Genomic DNA, 20,741 nt, shown 5'->3' with positions numbered 1-20,741 from the left:
ATTTCGGATATCAGATTTTAAAAAAATCAAATAAATTTATATTTGCTGTAACGAAATGCTGTGTGCGGAGTCTTATTGGCAAAGGGGGTGAGGAGATGCAATTTGAAGAAATATATGCGCGATATTATAAAGAAGTGTATTATTATCTGCTGTCATTGGATGGAAACAGAGAGACTGCGGAAGAACTGACGCAGGAAACATTCTTTCGTGCAATGAAAGCCATTCATAAGTTTAAAGGAGAATGCCAGTTGGGAACATGGCTGTGTCAGATTGCAAAACATACTTACTTTTCCTGGAAGAAAAAACATAGGCGTGAAGTCATAAGCGATAGTCCGAAAGAGCTGGAAGAGGACAGGCTGAGGAGTATCCAGTTAGAGAGAGCGTTGGATGAACAGGTGGTGAGACGGCAGGAATCCATGGAAATCTACCGGATACTGCACGACCTGGAAGAGCCATATAAAGAAGTGTTTACTCTGCGGGTATTAGGAGAATTGTCATACCGTGAAATCGGTGAGGTGTTCGGACGAAAAGAAGGCTGGGCGAGGGTGACATTTCACAGGGCAAAGATTAAGATTCAGCAGTTGATGCAGAAAGGCGGACGGTGAATATGAAGAAGGAATGTGCGATTGTACAGGATCTGTTGGTGTTATATGAAGATGACTGCCTGCAGGAAGAGAGCAGAAAAATGGTGGAGGATCATATTGCAGAGTGCCAGGAGTGCAGATGGGTCTATGAAGCGTCTGAAAAAATGCAGGATATACAGGTGCAGACCCAGACAGAATCGGATCTTCAGATACAGAAAAGTGCGTCTCAAATTATGAAAAAAATAAAAAGGCGAACAACATTGAAAGCAGTTATCGGTATCGTATTGATTGTGGCAGTTATAATCGGTGGACATGTTTTTTGCAACCATATAACGGATAGCGAGTGGGGGTATTCAGAAATGCTCTATGGTATTGCGTCCGACGATGTAGAAGTAGCCCAATTGTATCAGCTTGCAGGTGGTGATATATATTGTGTATTAAAGAGCAGTAAGAGTATTGGAATACAATCCATGACAGGGCTTCAGGATCCGGCAGAGTTAAGCAATCAGAATGAAGACCAGACGCTGGAATATCGGATGCGAGGAAGAACTTTCTGGGAGACTGTCTCTGCACTGGAGATTAAGCAGAGTACCATCATATTTCCGGTCAGATTAGAAGGAATATCAGAAGAAACCAAGCAGGAGTATACCTGTTATGCTAAACAGGTTGTATTTTATGGTAAGACAATGTCGGATAAAAAGGTGATCTGGAATGAAGGCCAGGATATCGCAAAAGCACCGGATGAAATTGAATACCGTGCAATTCGTGCATATCTGGAGAATGGCAATGTGGAAAAGGCATATGCAGAATGCGAGAGCCTGGGCTGGGACAGTGCCAAAATTATCGCAGAAATCGGGAAACAGACATCACAGGATGGAATATACGAGGATGCAGGTGTACCGATACTGGTGAATGAAAAATAGATTTGAAAGAAGCAGTCCGCAGGTGAAATAAAGAAGATTCACCTGCGGACTCTGTAAACTAAAATTCATTGTCTCAATCAGGGACATGTGTTAAAATAAGGCTAGCATTATAAGAATACAGCTTAATCATTTTGACAGAAGAGCAGGAGGGCAGTATGGAATTTCAGAAAGTTATAGAATCAAGACGCAGCATTAGAAAGTATGACGCAGAAAAGAAAGTGTCAGAGGAACAGATCAGGGAAATGATTCAGGCAGCAATTTATGCGCATCATGGAAGAACAGCCAGACAGCAAGATATTATTGTGTACTTTCTCAGGATATGTTTGAAAAGGTACGTACTGAGTGCCTGCCGGAATTTAATGCCAATAATGTAGAGGGAGCTTCTGCGTTGATTGTTACAGCAGTGGTTAAGAATCGCTCCGGTTATGAAAGAAGTGGAGAGCCAACGAATGAACTTGGCAATGGCTGGGGCGTCTATGATCTTGGCCTGGCGAATGAAAATCTGCTGTTGAAAGCGGCTGAGATGGGAATTGGAACGCTGGTTATGGGAATCCGCGATGAGAAGAAGCTGCATGAGATTTTGAGTATCCCGGAGGAGCAGATGGTAGTATCTGTGATTGGTGTGGGATATGGAACTGTATCACCAGATATGCCAAAGAGAAAGTCTGTGGAAGAGGTGGCGGTGATCTGTTAATGAAGGAGAATAAGAATATGGCTATGTTGAAGGGGAAGACAGTAGTTCTTGGTGTAACAGGAGGTATTGCAGCATACAAGAGTGCAACACTTACAAGCCTTCTTGTAAAAGCAGGAGCGCAGGTACAGGTAATCATGACAGAACACGCCAGACAGTTTATTGCTCCGCTGACGTTTGAGTCACTCACAGGAAGAAGATGTTTGACGGATACGTTTGACAGGAATCACGAATATAGTACGGAGCATGTAGAACTGGCTAAAGAGGCTGATGTAGTGATGATCGCGCCGGCTACGGCGAATATTATTGCGAAGATTGCACATGGTATGGCTGACGATATGCTGACTACAACTATTCTTGCCTGTGATTGTCCTAAGATCGTAGCACCGGCTATGAATACTCGCATGTATGAGAATCCGGTGACGCAGGATAATATCCGTAAGCTGGAAGAATATGGTATGACGATTGCATTTCCGACAAGCGGACATCTTGCTTGCGGAGACATCGGTAAGGGAAAGATGCTGGAGCCAGAAGAATTATTTCAGTATATTCTGATGGCCTGTGCGTTTGAAAAAGATATGGCAGGGAAGCATGTGCTTGTAACAGCTGGCGCAACACAGGAAGCATTGGATCCGGTACGCTATATCACCAATCATTCATCCGGTAAGATGGGATATAGTCTTGCAAAGATCAGTGCGTTCAGAGGTGCGGAGGTCGTGCTGGTCAGTGGACATACGGCTCTTGCGGCACCGCTTTTTGCGGAGCGGGTTAGCGTGACCAGTGCAGAAGATATGTTTCAGGCAGTTACAGAGAGAAGCGAGTGGGCAGATATTATTATCAAGGCAGCGGCGGTAGCGGATTACAGACCTGCAACTGTCAGCTCGGAAAAGATCAAGAAGTCGGATGATCAGATGTCTATCGGATTGGAACGGACACAGGATATACTTGGGTATCTCGGGGCGCACAAGAGGGATGGACAGTTTTTGTGTGGTTTTGCTATGGAAACGCAGGATCTGTTGGAGAATGCATCCCAAAAGTTAAAGAAGAAAAATGCAGATATGATCGTGGCCAATAATCTGAAGGTGACAGGAGCCGGATTCGCGGGAGATACGAATGTGGTAACGCTGATAACTGAGAATGGCGCAGAAGAGCAGGAACTCATGTCAAAAGAAGAAGTGGCAGGCGTGATACTTGATAAGATTATGGAAAAGATAGGATAGACGGGCGGCAGCGGAGCTACTGCCTGCTGGGAAGATATTCAGCCCCGCCCGGACTATTCGTAAAATCTGCCATCTAACGATGTCAGACGCAGCAAAACTGCGTATATTTTACTCATAGACGGGCGGCAGCTCTATTCAGAGCCGTAATGGTATAGAACTGCATATTCTTATGTGCAAGCACAACGATATGCAGTTCTATACCATAGACTGAATAACTGTCTGTTGAACTAAAAAAGGCTGCGTGGTTACGCAGTCTTTTAGCAATCTGGAGATTGAATGTGAACACGATTCGGGGGATGCATGAATATCATGCATTTGTGTTCATGAACAATATATCATGATATATGGTAATGGTACATATCCTTTTGCTACAGAAAATATCATTTTAATTGTGCTTTGAGCACAATTTTGATAAAATAGAAACGATAGGATAAAAAGTGTATGATTTTATGGCGGTAAAATTGAATTTATTGACAGAAAGGGTAAGATATGGCGGTTGCATTGGAAGAACTGTATCGGGAAGTTGAGCCGATGTATGATATGCACCTGGTTACAAAGAGCTGTTTCCATAAGGTGATTGAATGGACGCATATTGTAGAGAATCCGGAGTTTATCGAATTGCTGCATGGCGATGAACTGATATTCAGTGCGGGGATTCAGTATACGTCTGAGGAATGGCTGATGGATTTTGTGCAGAGATTGATTGAGGCCGGGACAGGAGGACTGGTATTGTCGCTTCATGAAGGCAGCTGCTATCCGCAGAGGATTGTGGATTATTGTAATAGGAAAAAGTTTCCATTATTTTCAAGTGGATGGAAGACACCGTATCTTGATGTAATGCGCATATTTGCATCTATTCTTCTGGAGAATGAACAGCGGGATACGAATTTGAATGAGGCACTTAAGAATGCAATCTATTATCCTGAGCATGAGGCGGCGTATCTGCATCATTTTGAGCATAATGGATTTTATCGTAATATGCATTATATTATGGCAATCCTGAGCTGTCATGCTTACCGGGAGGGGGAAGAGAATAAGCGCCTTCAGGAACTGGCAAAGCAGCTTCAGTATTCGGATTTTCGAGGCGTTGTCGTGACAGATGAGGACAGGCTTCTGATCATGGTAGCAGATAAGACAGTAAAGCAGGTTCAGCGTATATTCCAGAAGATCTGTAAGCAGGATATGCAGGTCTATGTGGGAATTGGCGATGTGGTAATGCGCCTGCAGGATCTGGAAGACAGCTACGAACATGCGATGGTGGCATATCAGCTGACAAAGACAGCGATTGCGACAAATCTGCTGGTATACGATGAACTGGGCGTATATAAAGTACTGTCAGATCTGAGACATGAAGACACCGGAGAGGCATTTATCAGAGAGGTGCTGGGTGAGCTGATAGACTATGATGAAAAAGAAAACACAGATTATCTGGATATATTAAAAGCATTTTTTGAAAATGAATGCAGCATTGTGCATACGGCACAGGCAATGTACTGCCATAAGAATACGATGAATTATAAAATGAATAAAGTGAAAGAAATTCTGGGATACGATATAATGAGCAACGAGAATCGTACGAGGATTATGGTGGCATTGTATTTTATGAAAATGCGAGGATAGGAGGATATTATGAATAAAATGATATCAGAGAGAAACAGAAAACTTGCTGAGAAGGTCATCAGGGGACTGGAATCCAGAAATATGGAAGGTCACTATGCGGAGACGAAGGAAGAAGCGCTTAAGATTGCACTTGCGCTGATTCCGGCTGGCAGCGGCGTTGGCTGGGGAGGATCTGTATCGATAGCAGATATCGGGCTGAAGGATGCAGTCTGTTCCGGCGATTATACGGTGTATAACAGAGATGCATGTAGTACGCCGGAAGAGAAAAGAAGCGTTGAACTTCAGTGTCTTGGGTGTGATTATTTTCTCAGCAGTACAAACGCTGTTACAGAAGATGGAATACTGGTTAATATCGATGGCAAAGGCAATCGTGTGGCAGCGATTACCTGGGGGCCGGAACATGTGCTGATGATTGTTGGGATGAATAAAGTAGTTAAGGATTTGGATGATGCATGGGCGAGAGCGCGTAACCTGGCGGCACCGGTTAACGCACAGCGATTTGATATTCAGACACCGTGTAAGAAGACAGGTTCCTGCGCGGACTGCAAATCACCGGATACAATTTGCAGCCAGTTTCTGGTAACCCGTTATTCCAAGGCACCGAAACGAATCAAGGTGATTCTGGTGAATGATAATCTGGGATATTGATCAGAAGATGTATATAGGTGGTATGTAAGAATATAGAACTATGTGAAAAATACTGTATGAAAGGAAAAGACGATGGAAAAGAAATATGATGTAGCGGCCATGGGTGAGTTGTTGATAGATTTTGCAATGAATGGACAGAGTGAACAGGGAAATAACTGTTTTGAGGCATGCCCGGGAGGGGCGCCGTGTAATGTGCTTGCCATGCTTGGAAAGCTTGGCAGAAAGACAGCATTCCTTGGTAAAGTCGGAGAAGATCAGTTTGGCAAATTACTGAAAGAAACAATAGAAGAGGTGGGAGTAGATACGACAGGACTTCGGATGGATCAGGAGATTCCGACCACGCTTGCATTTGTACATACTTTCCAGGATGGAGATCGCGATTTTTCTTTCTACAGAAAGCCGGGAGCGGATATGATGCTCCGGGAAGAAGAAGTCGATTATGATGTGATCCGTCAGGCAAAGATTTTTCATTTTGGAACATTATCGATGACAGATGAGCCGGTCAGGAGCGCAACAAAAAAAGCATTAGAAGTGGCAAAAGAGGCTGGATGCCTGATTTCACTGGATCCGAATCTCAGACCACCGCTGTGGAAGTCTCTGGATGAAGCAAAGAAGATGATGGAATATGGGTTCCGATATTGTGATATATTGAAGATTTCCGATAATGAGATTCAGTTTGTGTCCGGGAAAGAAGATTATGATGAAGGAATCCAGTATCTGCAGGAGAAGTATCATATCCCGCTTATTTTCCTTACAATGGGTAAAGATGGAAGCCGTGCATACTATAAGGGTATGCGTGTAGAAAAGGCAGGATACCGGGTGGATACCGTGGAAACGACAGGTGCCGGAGATACATTCTGTGGAAGTGCATTGAATGGTGTGCTGGAAAGAGGTATTGATAATCTAACCGAGAAGGATCTGACCGAAATCCTTGATTTTGCGAATGCTGCAGCAGCGATCGTAACTACTAAAAAAGGTGCAATCCGATCCATGCCGGAGCAAGAAGAGGTCGAAGAAATGTTGACGAAATAGAAAAAGAATGATATAATATATGAGTGTCTCGGGAAGAGCACTCATATATCTTATGGCGCCATAGCCAAGTGGTAAGGCAAAGGTCTGCAACACCTCTATCACCAGTTCAAATCTGGTTGGCGCCTTTTGAAAAAAGCTTCAGGAAGTACCTGAGGCTTTTTTGTGCAATAAGCCGCTATGCAGAAATCGTGCTTGCACGAATTTCTATATGGCGGCCAATGTTCATCGAGCCGACAGGCGAGATGACATTGATTGCACGTCGAGTAGGTGTTGGCCTACTCGATTGCGCCGGGCGGTTAAGTTCTTGATTTTCTCATTAAATAAAACCGACTGCAGATTGCTCTGCAGTCGGTTCATATAAGGAATGAATTAATTTCTTATTTGTCTTTTTTCGGTGGATATTCCAGACCAATACGTTTTGCCTGATTTTCCGGATCCCAGAAGAAGTTCCACTCTACGAAGTTTTTGATTCTTGCTGTATCTGCAGGTGTCCATGTTACCAGATCTCCCTTATCATACATAGCATCAATCTCTTCTTTTGTATATCCGAAGCTTTCGAGTACTTCGCGGTTGTGCTCACCGAAGCAAGGAGCAGCAGCAACGATCTGTGAAGGATGTTTCTTGAAGATGTTGGTAAGTCCGATACCTTTCATCTTACCGAAGCACTGATCTTCCCATTCAACGATGTTCTCACGTGCTTCGTACTGAGGATCTTTTTCGATATCAGCCGGTCCATATGCTCTCTGGCATGGGATAGCAGCTTTGTTGAAGATTTCTTCCAGTTCATCACATGTACGCTCAGCACAGAATTTTGCACACAGCTCATCTGCCTGTTTTCCACGTGGGTCAAACAGAGGGAATCCGGTACAGTTCTTCGGAATTCCTTTTGTGATACCAGGTTTGCCCATTCCGATGATCGGGTATCCACGTTTTACAGGTCCCTGTCCAACGATAGCTACGAACATAGCACCGCCGTCCTTGGTGTCGTAGAATGAGAAGCATGAAGCCATATCACTCTTATTACCTGTACGATATGGAACCGGCTCGCCCTGTTTCGGGTAACCTTTGTTGAACCAGTTTGCCGGGTAGTTGTCCAGCAGACGGAACATGGTATCGTACTGAGCTACGTCACAAGAATCTCCTTCGCCTGTATTCTGTGCTCCGATATATCCTGCCATAGCTGCAATACAAGCATTGTAAGCTGTAATGTAGTCAGAAAGGTAAGGATTAACTTTCAACGGTCCTGATGTAGGAGATACACCGTTCATGTACATATATCCACCCATTGCCTGTCCGGATACGTCGTAAGACGGTTTGTCTTTCGATGGTCCGAACTGTCCGTAACCAGATACGTGAACGATAGACAGCTTCTTGTTGTGCTCCCAGCAAACTTTGTCAGTCAGACCACGTTTAGCATAGGAACCCGGACGTCCGGCTTCAATCCAGATATCTGCCCATTCGATACATTTCAGGAAGATTTTCTGTCCTGATTTTTTAGCCACGTTGATTGTGATAGAATACTCATTACGATGATTCTGAGACCATGCAAGAGTACCTCTTGTCTGGCATGCAATAGAAGGTGCCTCTGCCTGAAGTACTTTAGCACCCATTTCAGCCATCAGAGAACCGGCAAAAGGTCCGGCGATATTAGTACCAGTAACGAATACCTTTACGCCCTGAAGAACACCAAATGTTGGGTATTCGTCAAATTTCTGAGTTAATTTGTTGTTAATCTCTTTCATGTTATTCATCCTTTCTTAAATTAATTGCATTAAGTGCATAATTAATTCTTAGTTATCTCCCTGAGGATACTTAGCCTGCAGTTTCTCGCCGCCCTTGATTGCGCCAGATACGCACAGGAACAGGGCGATAGCAACAAACATGTAAACGATCCATGTGATGCCGTATCCAACGATTCCCTGAATGATAGATGTCAGTACGGAACCGAATGCAGCACCGATCAGGAAGAACAGGTTAGCAAATGCATAGATAGCACCGTAGTCTTTGGTTCCGAATACTTTAGACATAAGTACTGACGGAAGTACCTTAGGCAGGAACATTGCAATTGCAAAGAAGATAGAATATCCAAATGCGATTGCTGTAGTACCGGTTACAGAATATGCATATAAGCTTGCAAGTCCGATGATTACCAGAACAGCTGCGCCAAGAACTGTCTTGCGGATACCAATCTTATCCATCAGTGCACCACCTGCTACCATACCGATGATAGATACGATAGAGTATACAGAGAGGATTGTTCCCTGAAGTGATCCGCCGTCCTGAGCAACTGAAGTTACAAAGTTAGGTACATGTGTAGTTACACCGGCTGAAAGGATACCAGTGAACATTACAACACCGATTATGCAGCGCCATGCACCAGATTTGGTAGCAGTCTTCTTAGATACACCGATCCATGCGTTGGAATTCTGTGTAGCTTCTTTTTCCTTTTCTTTGCTGTCACCTGTACGATATGGCTCTGTTCCGTACTCTGCCGGTGAACGTTTTACCAGGAAGAGAGCGGTAAGAATCATAACTACAGCAACAACACCAGCGGAGAACAGCATAGCTGTCTTCCAGCCTGTACCGCTTGCAGAGATGAAGCGGGAAATTACAGGAGCCCATACAGCTCCGCCGAGTCCGCCGCCTGCGTAAGCGATAGACATCATAGTAGCACGCTTATCTTCAAACCATGCTGTAACCAGCATAGAGATCGGAAGCTGTGTAAGACCGGCCATAAAGATGTTAGACAGCGCAAATACCAGATAGAACTGCCAGATGGCTGTGCAGAGTGTTGCTACAAACCAACAGATACATGTACCGGCTGTAACGATAACCATAGTGATTTTCATATTTTTCTTCTGATACATTCCTGCGATGACCATAGCACCGATGGCACTTGCAAAGGATGCGATCAGGTTAACCATTGACCAGCTGGTTGTGCTGAATCCAAGGTTTTCACATACCGGAGCCATATACAGTGAGAAACAGTTGCTCATGATTCCGGTAGGTATAAATGACATGATAAAGGCTGCAGCTAAGACTCCCCAGCCTTTGAATTTTTTATTCTCCATGTTTTTCCCCTTTCGTACTTGAAGAAGAACACGTGTCCGCATGTCGTTTCAAATAATCCTCGACCAGTTGACTGCGGACGACTTTGCCACTCTCATTCCGTGGGATGTGGTCAGTGTGTTCAAATGATTTTGGTATTTTATATGGAGGCAGATAATTCAGTGCAAATTTGATCAGTGTTTTATCACTGACGAGTTCTGTTGTTTCGACAAAGGCATGAATGCGATGTCCCCATTCTTTGTCAGGAAGTCCGACGACAACAGCGTCATTTACTTTTTTATGTTTCTTCAGGACAGATTCAATCTCAGCAGCGAAGACATTCTCGCCACCAGTGACAATCATATCACTGCGCCTGTCTTTGAAATAAAGATACCCTTCATTATCTACGTATCCGATGTCGCCCACACTGCGAAAGCCATTTTCATCACTTTCCAGAGGGGTTATATTCTTATATGTAACCTTTGGCTTGTTCGGCCCCCAGGACATGAAAATCTCCCCGGTTTCGCCGATTGGAAGATTGTGACCTTCGCTGTCGCGGATCGCAATTTCTCCGCATGGCATTCGACCTACACTACCCTCGTGAGCCAGCCACTCATCGCCCCGGATAGATGTCATACCGACACATTCTGTCATAGAGTAAATCTCATAGATCTTTTCCGGGGGAAGGATGTCAAACCACTTCCGTTTTAAGTCTGCGGAACAGACGCCACCGGTGTGACAGAATACTTCGAGGCTCTGCAGATCCTCCGGGTTGAAATCCGGAAGACGGATAATTCTCTGCATGAGAGTAGGAACCATCTGTACATATTCGATTTTATATTTTTTGATCAATGCTACAATTGCTTTTGCGTCAAAGCAGGAAGGAATATATAATGTGTTGCCACAATATAATCCGTTAAATGCTACAGAATGCGGTGCACCATGAAATAATGGACCGGCAAGCAACTGGCGCATTTCAAAACGCATACCGGAGATTGCAAACCAGGTTTTGAGACCTTCATCGCTTTCACCGGCTGCCATATCCTGCTCAATAACTTTTGTCTTGCCAGAAGTACCACCTGAGCAGTTAGCAAGATTTGGAACCGCCATAATGTCCGGAGGCATATGCTCCGGGTAATCTTCGCTGATCGTCTTGAGTTCGGAAGAACTGAGACTTAAGCATCCTTCTGGTTTCCAACGATTGGTGATAACCAGTGATGGAGATACACATTCGCATATTTCTATCATATTTTTGCGGGGTACTCGCGGAGAAATTGGTACATAGCATCCACCTGCCTTCCAGATTCCAAAAGCAAGAGCAATGTGGGTGGGAATGTTGGGCAGAGCGACAATGACGCTCTTGCCCGGCTTGATTCCCTGTTCCAGCAGATACCACGCGATACGATTGGAGAGCACGTCGAGAGAATGCCAGGTCATGACAGACTCTTTATTCTCCGGATTAATATATACGATGGCCGGAGCATCCGGTTTGACTCTTGCTATATTAGCTAATTGTACTCCCGGTGTAAAAAAACTGCTTTCGCCAGTATTAAATATATTAAAGTGCTTGGTACTCACAATGACGTCTCCTTTGTGTATCTGCTTAAATTCATATTTGGCTTAATTCGGCTTAGCTACTGTGTTGTGTGGAACATATCCACCGTCTACCTGCAGTGTAACACCTGTGATATACTGTGCTGCGCTTGAAGACAGGAACAGGATCGCATTTGCAATTTCCTGTGGTGCTCCAATATATCCAAGAGGAATCTGTTTTGCAAGGTTCTTCTTAGCGAATGGAGGAACTGTTGCAAGCAGGTTGGTATCGATAACACCAGGAGCTACTGCGTTGCAGCGGATTCCGGCGTATGCCTGCTCCCAAGCCATAGACTTAGTGAAAGCAATAACACCACCCTTAGAAGCTGGGTATGGGCATCCGCATCCTGCACCGTAGATACCGGCAACGGATGCTGTGTTAACGATACATCCTTTTGTCTTCTTAAGGTACTTGATAGCGTATTTTGTAAGGTTGAACATTCCCTTAAGGTTAACGTTCATGACGTAATCCCACTGAGACTGTTTCATCTTGTGGATCGGTAAACTGCTGTCTACACCAGCGTTGTTAACCAGAACATCCAGACGACCCCATTTTTCTTCAATCTCAGCATAGAGTGCCTGAGCTGCTTTGTAATCGCAAAGGTCGATTGTGTTTGACGCAAAGTCGTAATCAGGATTGATAGCTTTCAGCTCTTCTGTCTGTTTTGTTAAATCCTCACCTGGTTTTCCTAAGAAGTATACTTTAGCTCCGGTTGCAAGGAATGATTTAACGGTTGCATAACCAATACCTGTGCTTCCGCCTGTTACTAATACAACTTTTCCTTCGAATTCTTTTTCAAACATTTGAATGAATCCCCTTTCTTTTTTTCTTGATATTCTCTTTGGTTTTTTGTTGTTTTCCGAAAGTTTCCCGTTCCTTCGAAAATTTACTACCGATACGTCATATCAATGACTGATAATATTTTAACAGCAAAACCAGGCTTTAAACGGTATCAGAGTGTAAATTTTATTCAGAACAAACCGACAAAAAATTAACATTTATAATCAAAGCGAGTGACAAAGTGAAAAAAGATAAAACTATCTGTAGAAAATGGTTAAAATATCGGGAATAAAAGAGAAAGGCTTGGTTATAATTGACAAATAACGAAAACCTTTCTCAAATAATTAACTTTGTTAAAGAAATTACTTTTTTTCTTTGCTGTGTGTCGTACTTGATGCAAAATATGCTTTTGGCATCTGATCTGTGATGATTCCGAGAAAATTCATCATATAACAGAAGCAGAGCTGGATACGGTCTGCTGAATCATTCATGGCTTCGTGGAGCAGTCCGTCCATAGATTCATTGGCAATTTCAGCCGACAGACCTTTAAGATATACGACCGGAGGCTGAGACGGAACAGTCATCTGTTCACATTTCAGGTAAGGATTAGCGATCATATATACATAGGTGGAACTGTTCATACGTGCTTCTGCAATTTCCAAGGGAGTTCCTTTGGATGGTAGAAAACGGTAACGGTGAAATGGACCGAGATTGATCAGTGTATTGGGTCTCAAGTTATATTCCAGACCGTTGATTAATGCTTTTCCCTTGCCGGAACGGACAAGAATAAATGTCTGATCCCGGTTGTTGGCATAAGAGGTAGGAGTCTGATAACGACTCACATGCGCCTGGATCGTATCAGGCAGGACATTATTTACAAAGTAGTCATGGGCGCCGGAAAAAATGGCGTGCCCGGGAGTCTTTGGCTCATCAGGGTCAACAGACTGTGGTATATCTTTCTGCATAGTTTATCGCCTTCCTGTGTATAGTTTGAGTGTAATCTTATAGGTCAGACGCAGATGCTGGCTATTTACTGGCTTTTGAGGGAGCTTTCTGGCTTTGCGGAATTCTCCCGGAGATATGCCGTTTATATTATAAAATACCCGCGCCATAGTGCGGTCTGAGCCGAAGCCGGATTCGATAGCAATATCTACTGTCGGCAGTGAAGTTGTAGTGAGCAGTGCTTCGGCATAACGCACGCGGAACTGGGACAGCACCTGTTTGTAACTGGAATTCAGACGGTTCTTAAACTGGACACGCAGAATATTCTCTGAAGTGTACAGCTCTTTAGTAAGAGTTTCGGCGTCAATAGGATCTGTCATGTTCTCGTACAAATAGCTGATCGCGGAGATTAGAGTTTCGTTCATAATAGTAGTGCGGTATACAGTGTGATGCTTTCCGTCGCTGAGCGTCCTTTTCATATAAGTCTGCGGTGTCATACCGATCAGAGATTTGAAACGGCGGAAGAATGTAATCTCCATATTAAATCCTGATATCGAGGATATGTAGTCAAACGGAAGACTGTCATAGAGAAAATACGACATCGCATGCGCAATCCGCAGCCGGTTCAGATATTGATTGAAATTCAGACCTGTTGCAACAAGGAGTGCATGATTTAGGGCTGATTCGCTGATAGATGGCGCAATTGCCTTCACTACATCTGCACAGGTCAGTGCAGTTGTGCTGTGCACTGCAATATACAGACTGACCTTGCGGCTCAGCGGCAGGTTGCTGAATTTGTAATGGGACTTCATACTTTTGGCAAACCGGTTATATAAAAGTTCAATTCTGCGAAGATAGGAACTTCGAATAATTGCAGAGCCGTGAGAATGTCTTTTAGAAAGCTTCCGATATTGATGGAATAAGTGGACAATCTCTTGTACCTCATCACCATCAGGACCGATTACCGGAAGATTATTGACAATCTCAAGTTCTCTGGTTGGAGCAATATTGCTAAATGAGTAATAGCTCAGAAGCTGGTAGTCGTAAGGACAGATCCAAAGTACGAGATTATTGCCAAAATCAGGACAGACAGTGAGTACCTGAGAGCACTGGATCCAGGATACGCAACCAGGTTCGACGGAAAATTCTTCTCCGTTGATCACAAAATTACCATGTCCTTCTTTTACCAATATAAAGTAACTGTCGTATTCCATCACCGGAAACATCTCGCTGGTTATGGTGTGCTCCTGTAATGTGAGATATTTGTCAGGGCCGCAGAATATGCCGTCGCGCGGTGTCTCACATAAAGGGCGGATTCTGTTTTTCAATATGGCTCACTCCCTTGAAAATTGTACAAAAATACAAACATTTATACAAACATTTGATTTAAGACTATCACATAATAAAATCGAAGTCAACGGAGAATGTCAAAACTTTGACAGGACAAAAAATGAAAATTTACAACATGTCGAAAAAGAGGTAAAAAAAGATTGCAGACACTGAAAAAAGCATCTGCAATCTTAATAAAAGTATGAGGGAAATATGTTTTATTAAATCTCGTATCCGGCGAAGTATCCTTCATGAAGAGCTTTACTTGCAAGACCTGTTCTTACAGCATCTCCGATAACTCTTACTTCCGGTACGAACTTCTTCAGTTCTTCAGAGAATGGATCATAATTTCTGGAGCCCATTCCGACTACGATATGGTCGAAACCTCTCAGCCATTCTTCTCTTCCGTCTGTTGTGTACTGGATCTTAACATCGTGATCAGTAACTTCCAGAACCTTAGCGTTAACATAGCTCTTAACACCTGATCTGTGAAGGCTGTCCATCAGTACATTACGGTTCGGCAGACATACATTTGTCATAAGCTGTGGCATCATTTCTACCAGAGTTACTTCTACATCACCGATGCTTCCTGTTTTTACAAAGGAAGCCGGACGAGCGTCTGTCATCAGCATTTCAGCTGTCTCGCAGGCAACTTCTCCACCACCGAGGATACATACAGTTCCCTTCGGTACGGTCACCTTACGGCTCAGGATATCATGAGTAGTAGTTACAGGGTAATCGGTCAGACCTTTGATGAATGGTGGAACAAACGGTCTTGCACCGGTAGCTACGATAACTGCATCAGGAGCAAATTCCTTAATATCATCTACAGTAGCTTCTTTGTTGAATTCAAATGTAACACCTGCTTTGTTAGCACGGTATGTAAGGTGTGATAACCATTTACACATTTCCTGCTTACCAGGAGTAACAACAGCCAGTGCAAGCTGTCCGCCGACCTGACAATTCTTCTCCCATACAGTTACGTGATGTCCACGCTCTGCTGCGATTACGGCTGCGTACATTCCGCCAGGGCCTGCTCCGACAACCAGTACGTTCTTCGGAGTATCAACCGGGTTAAATGGATAATCGTATTCGTGACCAACCAATGGGTTGATGTGACACTGACATACCGGATGCTGTGGATCCTTAGGAGTTACACAACGTCCGCCGCATGAAGCACATGGTGTGATGTCATCGAAACGGTTCTCACGGGCTTTGTTCGGAAGATCAGGATCTGCAAGTAACGGACGTCCGAGAGAAACACCGTCTACCAGTCCACGCTCTACGATATCTGCAGCATAGCGGATGTCGTTGATCTTACCAACAACGAATACAGGGATATTAACAACTTTCTTAATCTCAGAAGCTTCGTATACGTTACGTCCGATCTTCTTGCTGTGTGATGGGATGATATCCTGCATATCTTCGTACTGAACACCACCGGATACTTCTAACATATTAACGCCGGCTGCCTCGAACTTCGGAGCAAGGTATAACATTTCTTCCAGACTGTTACCACCTTCGATACGCTCTGAACCAGAGATACGAAGGATGATCGGGAAGTCTTCGCTTACGTTTTTACGACATTCTTCAATGATCTCAAGGATCAGACGAGCACGGTTATCGATTGTTCCGCCGTATTCATCCATACGTTTGTTACGCAGTGGAGAAAGGAATGCACCTGGAAGCATGTAAGCATGTGCTGCGTGTAATGCGATACCGCCGCATCCTGCTTCTTCTGCACGGCGTGCAGCTTTTCCATACTGTTTGATGATCTTCTGGATCTCTTTAATAGTAGCCGGTCTTGAAACATCACCATTTGCATTTGTATTTATAGATGGTCCGATCGGAGTAATACCTTTCATAGCGCAGATAGATTCCGGACCCGGGTGAATGATCTGTGGGATCAGTTCGCTTCCTGCATCTTTTACACGAGTTGCGAATCTCTTGAACTGAGGAACCAGAGAGTCCTTATCAAGAGCAGTAGTCTTTCCAATATACCAATATTTGTGGTCAACAGTTACAGCGTCGATTACTACGTATCCTGCGCCGCCTTCTGCACGACGGACGAAGATGTCTGCCAACTGTTTTGGTACAGTTCCGTTAGTTGCTTCATAATGCATGCTCATTGGAGCCATTGCAATACGGTTTTTTAAAGTTGTTCTTCCAAGCTGAAGAGGCTGGAAGATCTTTGCATCTTTCATATCTGTGATCATTTTGTTCCCTCCTGAACATATCGAAAATTTATCTGTTGAGCATAGTATAAACGAATCTCGAAGACGGTGTTTCACATTTTTTTGTTAAATAATCTACATTTTTCGAAAAAATCATGACAATTCACTTCTGCAAATGCAGACAAAAAATGCAAAAACACTACAAGCATAAAAAAGAAAAAATGATTAATTAGAAAAATGTGATAGGAAAAATTGATTTTTTGTACATTGCTTGTGCACTATATTTTGGAATTTGTTCCGACACATAGTATGTGCTCGTGTTAAAATTTAGACAAGCTTTTAAAGGGAAGGTAAAGCTAGAGATACTATTTACTACCGTATAACGAACAGCTTCCGATTATATATTCAGACAAGTGATTCCCGTACCGGTCTGGATTATATGGCGGAACGATGACTCCTATTAACCTATTTAATAATGAAAGAAAAGAGGACGATTTCAAAATGAGTTATGATGCATTGTTTTCTCCAATTAAATTGAGAGGTCTTGAACTGAAGAACAGAATTGTACTTCCTGGTATGAATACCAAGATGGTTAAGGACAAACATCACGTAGCAGATGATATGATTCAGTACCACGCAGCACGTGCAGCAGGTGGATGCGGACTGAACATTGTAGAGCTGGTATCTATTTGTAAAGAATGTCATGCGTATTTATATTTCGGACTGTATAGTGAAGCAGACAGAGATGAACTGAAGAAAGTAACTGAAGCAATCCATGAAAATGGTGGTAAGGCAGCTGTTCAGATCTGGCACGGAGGATTCGTACCGGCTGACTTCTTTGACAAGACAAACGTAGAAGAGACACCGGATACAGTTACAGTAGAGCGTATCCATGAGATCATTAAGCAGTTCGGAGAGTCTGCTAAACTGGCTGTAGAAGCTGGATTTGATGCACTGGAGTTCCATGGAGCACATACATATCTTCCACACGAATTTATGAATCCGTCTCTGAACAACCGTACAGATGAGTATGGTAACCAGAGCCTGGAGAATCGTTGCCGCTTCAATCTGGAAGTTATCCGCGAGATGCGTGCTAACATGCCAGAGGATATGCCACTGCTTATGCGTCTGGATGCAGTAGATGAGTTACTTCCTAAGAATACAACTGTAGAAGAGACTATCCAGTTCGTTAACTGGGCAGAAGAAGCAGGCGTAGATGCAATCGACCTTTCAAGAGGTAATGCACGAAGCCTTGCAACAGTATACGAAGTACCGCCATATAACCTTGAGCCAGGTTTCAATATGGAAAACATCGCTAAGATCAAGAAAGCAGTTAACATCCCGGTAATCGGTGTTGGACGTGTTAACATGCCAGCACTTGCTAACAAGCTGATCGAAGACGGCGAGATCGACATGATCTCTATCGGACGTGCACAGCTGGCTGATCCAGAGTGGTGTAATAAAGCAAGAGAAGGTCGTGAGGATGAGATCCGTCGTTGTATCGGATGTACAGAAGGATGCTACGACAAGGTTATCGATCCAAAGGCTACACATATCACATGTACACGTAATCCAATGCTCTGCCTGGAATACAAAGGTATGCCAAAGGCTGAAAAGGCTAAGAATGTTATGGTCATCGGTGGAGGTATCGGTGGTCTGGTAACAGCAGAGATCCTGAAGAAACGTGGACACAATCCGACAATCTACGAAGCATCTGAGAGAGCAGGTGGAAGATTCAGATTAGCTGGTAAAGCTCCTAAGAAACAGGAATTTGAAGCAGCTGTTGACTGGGAGATCAAAGAATGTGAAAGACTTGGCATCGAGATCAAGACAAATACAACTGTTACACCAGAGATGATCGCTGAGATCAAACCGGATCATGTAGTAGTAGCTATCGGTTCTGAGTTCGCTACACCGGATCTTCCGGGCGTAGATGGAGCTGACATTGTTACAGCAGAGGATGTTCTGGCTGGTAAGGCAGAAGCCAAAGGTGAGATCCTGATCCTTGGTGGTGGTCTGGTAGGATGCGAGACAGCAACATACCTGATCAACAAGGGTGAGAAGAATGTTCGTATCATGGACAGCAGACGTGTTGGTAAAGCAATGGGTATGCTTCGTAGCATGTTCCTTGATATCGAATATCCTGGAAAGACAATCCAGAAGAGCAACCGCAGCAAGGTTACAGCAATTGGTGATCACACAGTAGATTACAAGTTCACAGATAAATTCAAGAAGACAAGCAATAAGTCACGTAGCTTCGATACATTAGTACTTGCTACAGGAGCTAAGTCTCGTCCGACAGCAGACCTGACAGCTAAATGTGATGAGCTTGGAATCGCTTACAATGTAATCGGCGATGCTAAGAAAGTACGTATGGGTATTGACGCAACAGCTGATGCATATAAAGTAGGTATGGAGGTATAAAAATGACAGTAGAAGAACGCCTTGAGGCTTTGGAAAAAGAATTACAGCAGATTAAAGATGTACAGGCAATTAAAGAACTGAAGAGTAAATATTTCCAGGCTCTTGATACAAAGAACTGGGATGAACTTGAGACTACAATGGCACCGGATATCGAGACAGCATATTCTAATGGTAAGCTGGTATTCCACGGACCAAAGGAAATCACAGATTACTTCAAGAAATCTATGCCTAAGACAGAGATTACACTTCATCAGGGACATAACCCACAGGTATGGTTTGAGAGCGACACAGTTGCTTACGGAAAATGGTATCTGGAAGACAGACTGATCTTCGCTAAGGGTGATCCATATGAAGGACTTCAGGTAGAAGGATCTGCAATCTACACAGATAAATATGTTAAAATCGATGGTGAATGGCTGATCCAGGATACAGGATATATCCGTATCTATGAAGAGCAGTTCATGCGTGATGAGACACATCGTATCCGCAAGAACATGTTCGCACCAAAGAAAAAGAAAGTCGTTAAGAAAAAGAAGACAGCTGCTGTAAAGAAAGAGCAGTAAAGTAAAGCGAGAGATGCCGCTGTGCCAGTCTGGCATGGCGGCATTTATCATGCCAGGAGGAAAGTAAAGTGCTGCGCAAATATCTTAGAAAATTTCATTATAAATACCGTTTCGTACCGTGGTACCGCAAAGCGTACTATTATAAATGTAAAAAGGATAAAATGGATGAGATCATTGCTAAATATAAGGAGCCGGATGAACTTGCCGATCCGAAATATGTGAAAAAATTAAAGAGGGATATGATCCGCTGCCTGTTTAAATATGGTTCTTATTACAGTGAGTATTTTGCATTTGGATATGAGGGACAGGACGCAGAGTATCGTAATTCATCATTACAGAGGGCATCCGTCTGAGTTATTATCCGCGCATGAATCAGCGAAAGAATACCGATCTCCTGGAGAACAAGTACCGGACCTACAAGAAATTCAAAGATATGTATAAGCGGGAAGTTATCCGCATTTTGAAAAATGAAAAACCGACCGAAGAGAATCTGGCAAAACTTCGCGAATTTGCGGAGCGGCATGAGAACTATGTGGTGAAACCGGTGTATGCAGCTTTCGGCAACGGTGTCAGAGTAGAGAATCTTGGTATGTATGATTCTGTAGAAGAGGCACATCAGGAGTACAGTAAGAGCGGCGCAGTTATCGAAGAAGTGATCGTACAGGGTGAAGCGTTGTCGAAGATTCATGCAGGATCCGTGAATACTCTGCGTATTCCAACCGCCATCATTAAGAATGAAGAGGGCGAACCGGAGATAAAATTATTCCATCCATCGATCCGAATGGGCCGGGGAGATAGCTTTGTGGATAATTTTAGTGCGGGAGGAGTCAGTGCACTCATTGACGCAGAGACAGGAGTCATTTATACTGATGGAGCGGACAAAAAAGGACACACGTATGAGTGCCATCCGGACAGTGGTATCAGATTTAAGGGATTCCAGATTCCGAAGTGGGATGAGGCAGTCTCTATGGTCAAAGAAGCAGCTATGATGATCCCGGACAATCATTATTGCGGATGGGATCTGGCTTACAGCAGAGACCACGGCTGGTGCATGGTGGAAGCTAACTGTACGGCACAAATGGGTGCAATGCAGATGGTGACAAAGACCGGAAGAAAGTACGAACTGGAAGAGCTGATAAAGCAAATGTAACGATGAATTAGAAAGAGGA

The 20,741-nt window shown here is 43.7% G+C and carries 17 protein-coding genes, 1 tRNA gene and 1 pseudogene; 12 read left to right on the top strand and 7 right to left on the bottom strand.

Annotated features, from left to right (window positions below; genetic code table 11):
• Positions 1–95 precede the first annotated feature (95 nt).
• The 8 genes and pseudogenes from DXA18_RS05625 (at position 96) to DXA18_RS05590 (ending at position 6,843) form a co-directional block, all read left to right on the top strand.
• Positions 96–605 carry an RNA polymerase sigma factor gene (locus DXA18_RS05625; RefSeq protein ID WP_118383065.1) on the top strand — a complete coding sequence of 170 codons (510 nt, stop codon included), beginning with the start codon at positions 96–98 and terminating at the stop codon, positions 603–605.
• A gap of 2 nt (positions 606–607) precedes the next feature.
• A complete protein-coding gene (locus tag DXA18_RS05620; protein WP_118383064.1) occupies positions 608–1,507 on the top strand; it encodes a zf-HC2 domain-containing protein in 900 nt (299 codons plus the stop codon).
• Between the two features lie 155 nt (positions 1,508–1,662).
• Positions 1,663–2,201, top strand: a pseudogene (locus tag DXA18_RS17320) (nitroreductase family protein).
• A 23-nt stretch (positions 2,202–2,224) separates the two neighbouring features.
• Positions 2,225–3,418, top strand: coding sequence for a bifunctional phosphopantothenoylcysteine decarboxylase/phosphopantothenate--cysteine ligase CoaBC (gene coaBC / locus DXA18_RS05610; RefSeq protein ID WP_118383148.1), 1,194 nt, complete (start codon positions 2,225–2,227; stop codon positions 3,416–3,418).
• Positions 3,419–3,907: 489 nt separating this feature from the next.
• Entirely contained in the window at positions 3,908–5,038 is a 1,131-nt protein-coding gene (locus DXA18_RS05605; protein ID WP_118383063.1) for a PucR family transcriptional regulator, read from the top strand.
• Positions 5,039–5,047: 9 nt separating this feature from the next.
• A complete protein-coding gene (locus tag DXA18_RS05600; RefSeq protein ID WP_118383062.1) occupies positions 5,048–5,686 on the top strand; it encodes a lactate utilization protein in 639 nt (212 codons plus the stop codon).
• 72 nt (positions 5,687–5,758) lie between these two features.
• Positions 5,759–6,718, top strand: a complete 960-nt coding sequence (locus DXA18_RS05595) for a carbohydrate kinase family protein (RefSeq protein WP_118383061.1) — start codon at positions 5,759–5,761, stop codon at positions 6,716–6,718.
• A 54-nt stretch (positions 6,719–6,772) separates the two neighbouring features.
• Positions 6,773–6,843 (top strand) — tRNA-Cys (locus DXA18_RS05590).
• A gap of 252 nt (positions 6,844–7,095) precedes the next feature.
• Here DXA18_RS05590 and DXA18_RS05585 read toward each other — a convergent pair.
• From DXA18_RS05585 to DXA18_RS05555, 7 genes are all read right to left on the bottom strand, one after another.
• On the bottom strand, positions 7,096–8,460 hold the full coding sequence (locus tag DXA18_RS05585) for a CaiB/BaiF CoA transferase family protein (protein ID WP_158567095.1): 1,365 nt from the start codon (positions 8,458–8,460) through the stop codon (positions 7,096–7,098).
• Between the two features lie 48 nt (positions 8,461–8,508).
• A complete protein-coding gene (locus tag DXA18_RS05580; protein WP_158567094.1) occupies positions 8,509–9,789 on the bottom strand; it encodes an MFS transporter in 1,281 nt (426 codons plus the stop codon).
• On the bottom strand, positions 9,779–11,344 hold the full coding sequence (gene baiB, locus DXA18_RS05575) for a bile acid--CoA ligase BaiB (RefSeq protein WP_243007046.1): 1,566 nt from the start codon (positions 11,342–11,344) through the stop codon (positions 9,779–9,781). Before baiB ends, DXA18_RS05580 begins: the two co-directional genes overlap by 11 nt.
• Before the next feature lie 42 nt (positions 11,345–11,386).
• Positions 11,387–12,163 (bottom strand): SDR family NAD(P)-dependent oxidoreductase, encoded by a 777-nt coding sequence (locus DXA18_RS05570; RefSeq protein ID WP_118383057.1) that lies wholly within the window; start codon positions 12,161–12,163, stop codon positions 11,387–11,389.
• Positions 12,164–12,502: 339 nt separating this feature from the next.
• Positions 12,503–13,105 carry a hypothetical protein gene (locus tag DXA18_RS05565; RefSeq protein WP_118383056.1) on the bottom strand — a complete coding sequence of 201 codons (603 nt, stop codon included), beginning with the start codon at positions 13,103–13,105 and terminating at the stop codon, positions 12,503–12,505.
• Positions 13,106–13,108: 3 nt separating this feature from the next.
• The gene (locus DXA18_RS05560) at positions 13,109–14,410 is read right to left on the bottom strand and encodes an AraC family transcriptional regulator (RefSeq protein WP_147345577.1); all 1,302 of its coding nucleotides are present in this window, start codon (positions 14,408–14,410) and stop codon (positions 13,109–13,111) included.
• A 222-nt stretch (positions 14,411–14,632) separates the two neighbouring features.
• The gene (locus tag DXA18_RS05555) at positions 14,633–16,627 is read right to left on the bottom strand and encodes an oxidoreductase (protein ID WP_118383054.1); all 1,995 of its coding nucleotides are present in this window, start codon (positions 16,625–16,627) and stop codon (positions 14,633–14,635) included.
• Positions 16,628–17,086: 459 nt separating this feature from the next.
• Between DXA18_RS05555 and DXA18_RS05550 the strand changes: the two genes are divergently transcribed.
• The 4 genes from DXA18_RS05550 to DXA18_RS05535 all read left to right on the top strand — a co-directional run bounded on the left by DXA18_RS05550 (position 17,087) and on the right by DXA18_RS05535 (position 20,722).
• Positions 17,087–19,009: an oxidoreductase gene (locus DXA18_RS05550; RefSeq protein WP_118383053.1), complete on the top strand. Its 1,923-nt coding sequence runs from the start codon at positions 17,087–17,089 to the stop codon at positions 19,007–19,009.
• Positions 19,010–19,011: 2 nt separating this feature from the next.
• On the top strand, positions 19,012–19,572 hold the full coding sequence (locus tag DXA18_RS05545) for a nuclear transport factor 2 family protein (RefSeq protein ID WP_118383052.1): 561 nt from the start codon (positions 19,012–19,014) through the stop codon (positions 19,570–19,572).
• A 68-nt stretch (positions 19,573–19,640) separates the two neighbouring features.
• Positions 19,641–19,925 carry a hypothetical protein gene (locus DXA18_RS05540; RefSeq protein ID WP_118383051.1) on the top strand — a complete coding sequence of 95 codons (285 nt, stop codon included), beginning with the start codon at positions 19,641–19,643 and terminating at the stop codon, positions 19,923–19,925.
• A gap of 14 nt (positions 19,926–19,939) precedes the next feature.
• Positions 19,940–20,722 carry a sugar-transfer associated ATP-grasp domain-containing protein gene (locus DXA18_RS05535; protein ID WP_118383050.1) on the top strand — a complete coding sequence of 261 codons (783 nt, stop codon included), beginning with the start codon at positions 19,940–19,942 and terminating at the stop codon, positions 20,720–20,722.
• Positions 20,723–20,741 lie beyond the last annotated feature (19 nt).

Source organism: Dorea sp. AM58-8, from assembly GCF_003464045.1.
Lineage (GTDB): Bacteria > Bacillota > Clostridia > Lachnospirales > Lachnospiraceae > Claveliimonas > Claveliimonas ammoniilytica.
This window is presented reverse-complemented; position numbering and strand designations above follow the sequence as displayed.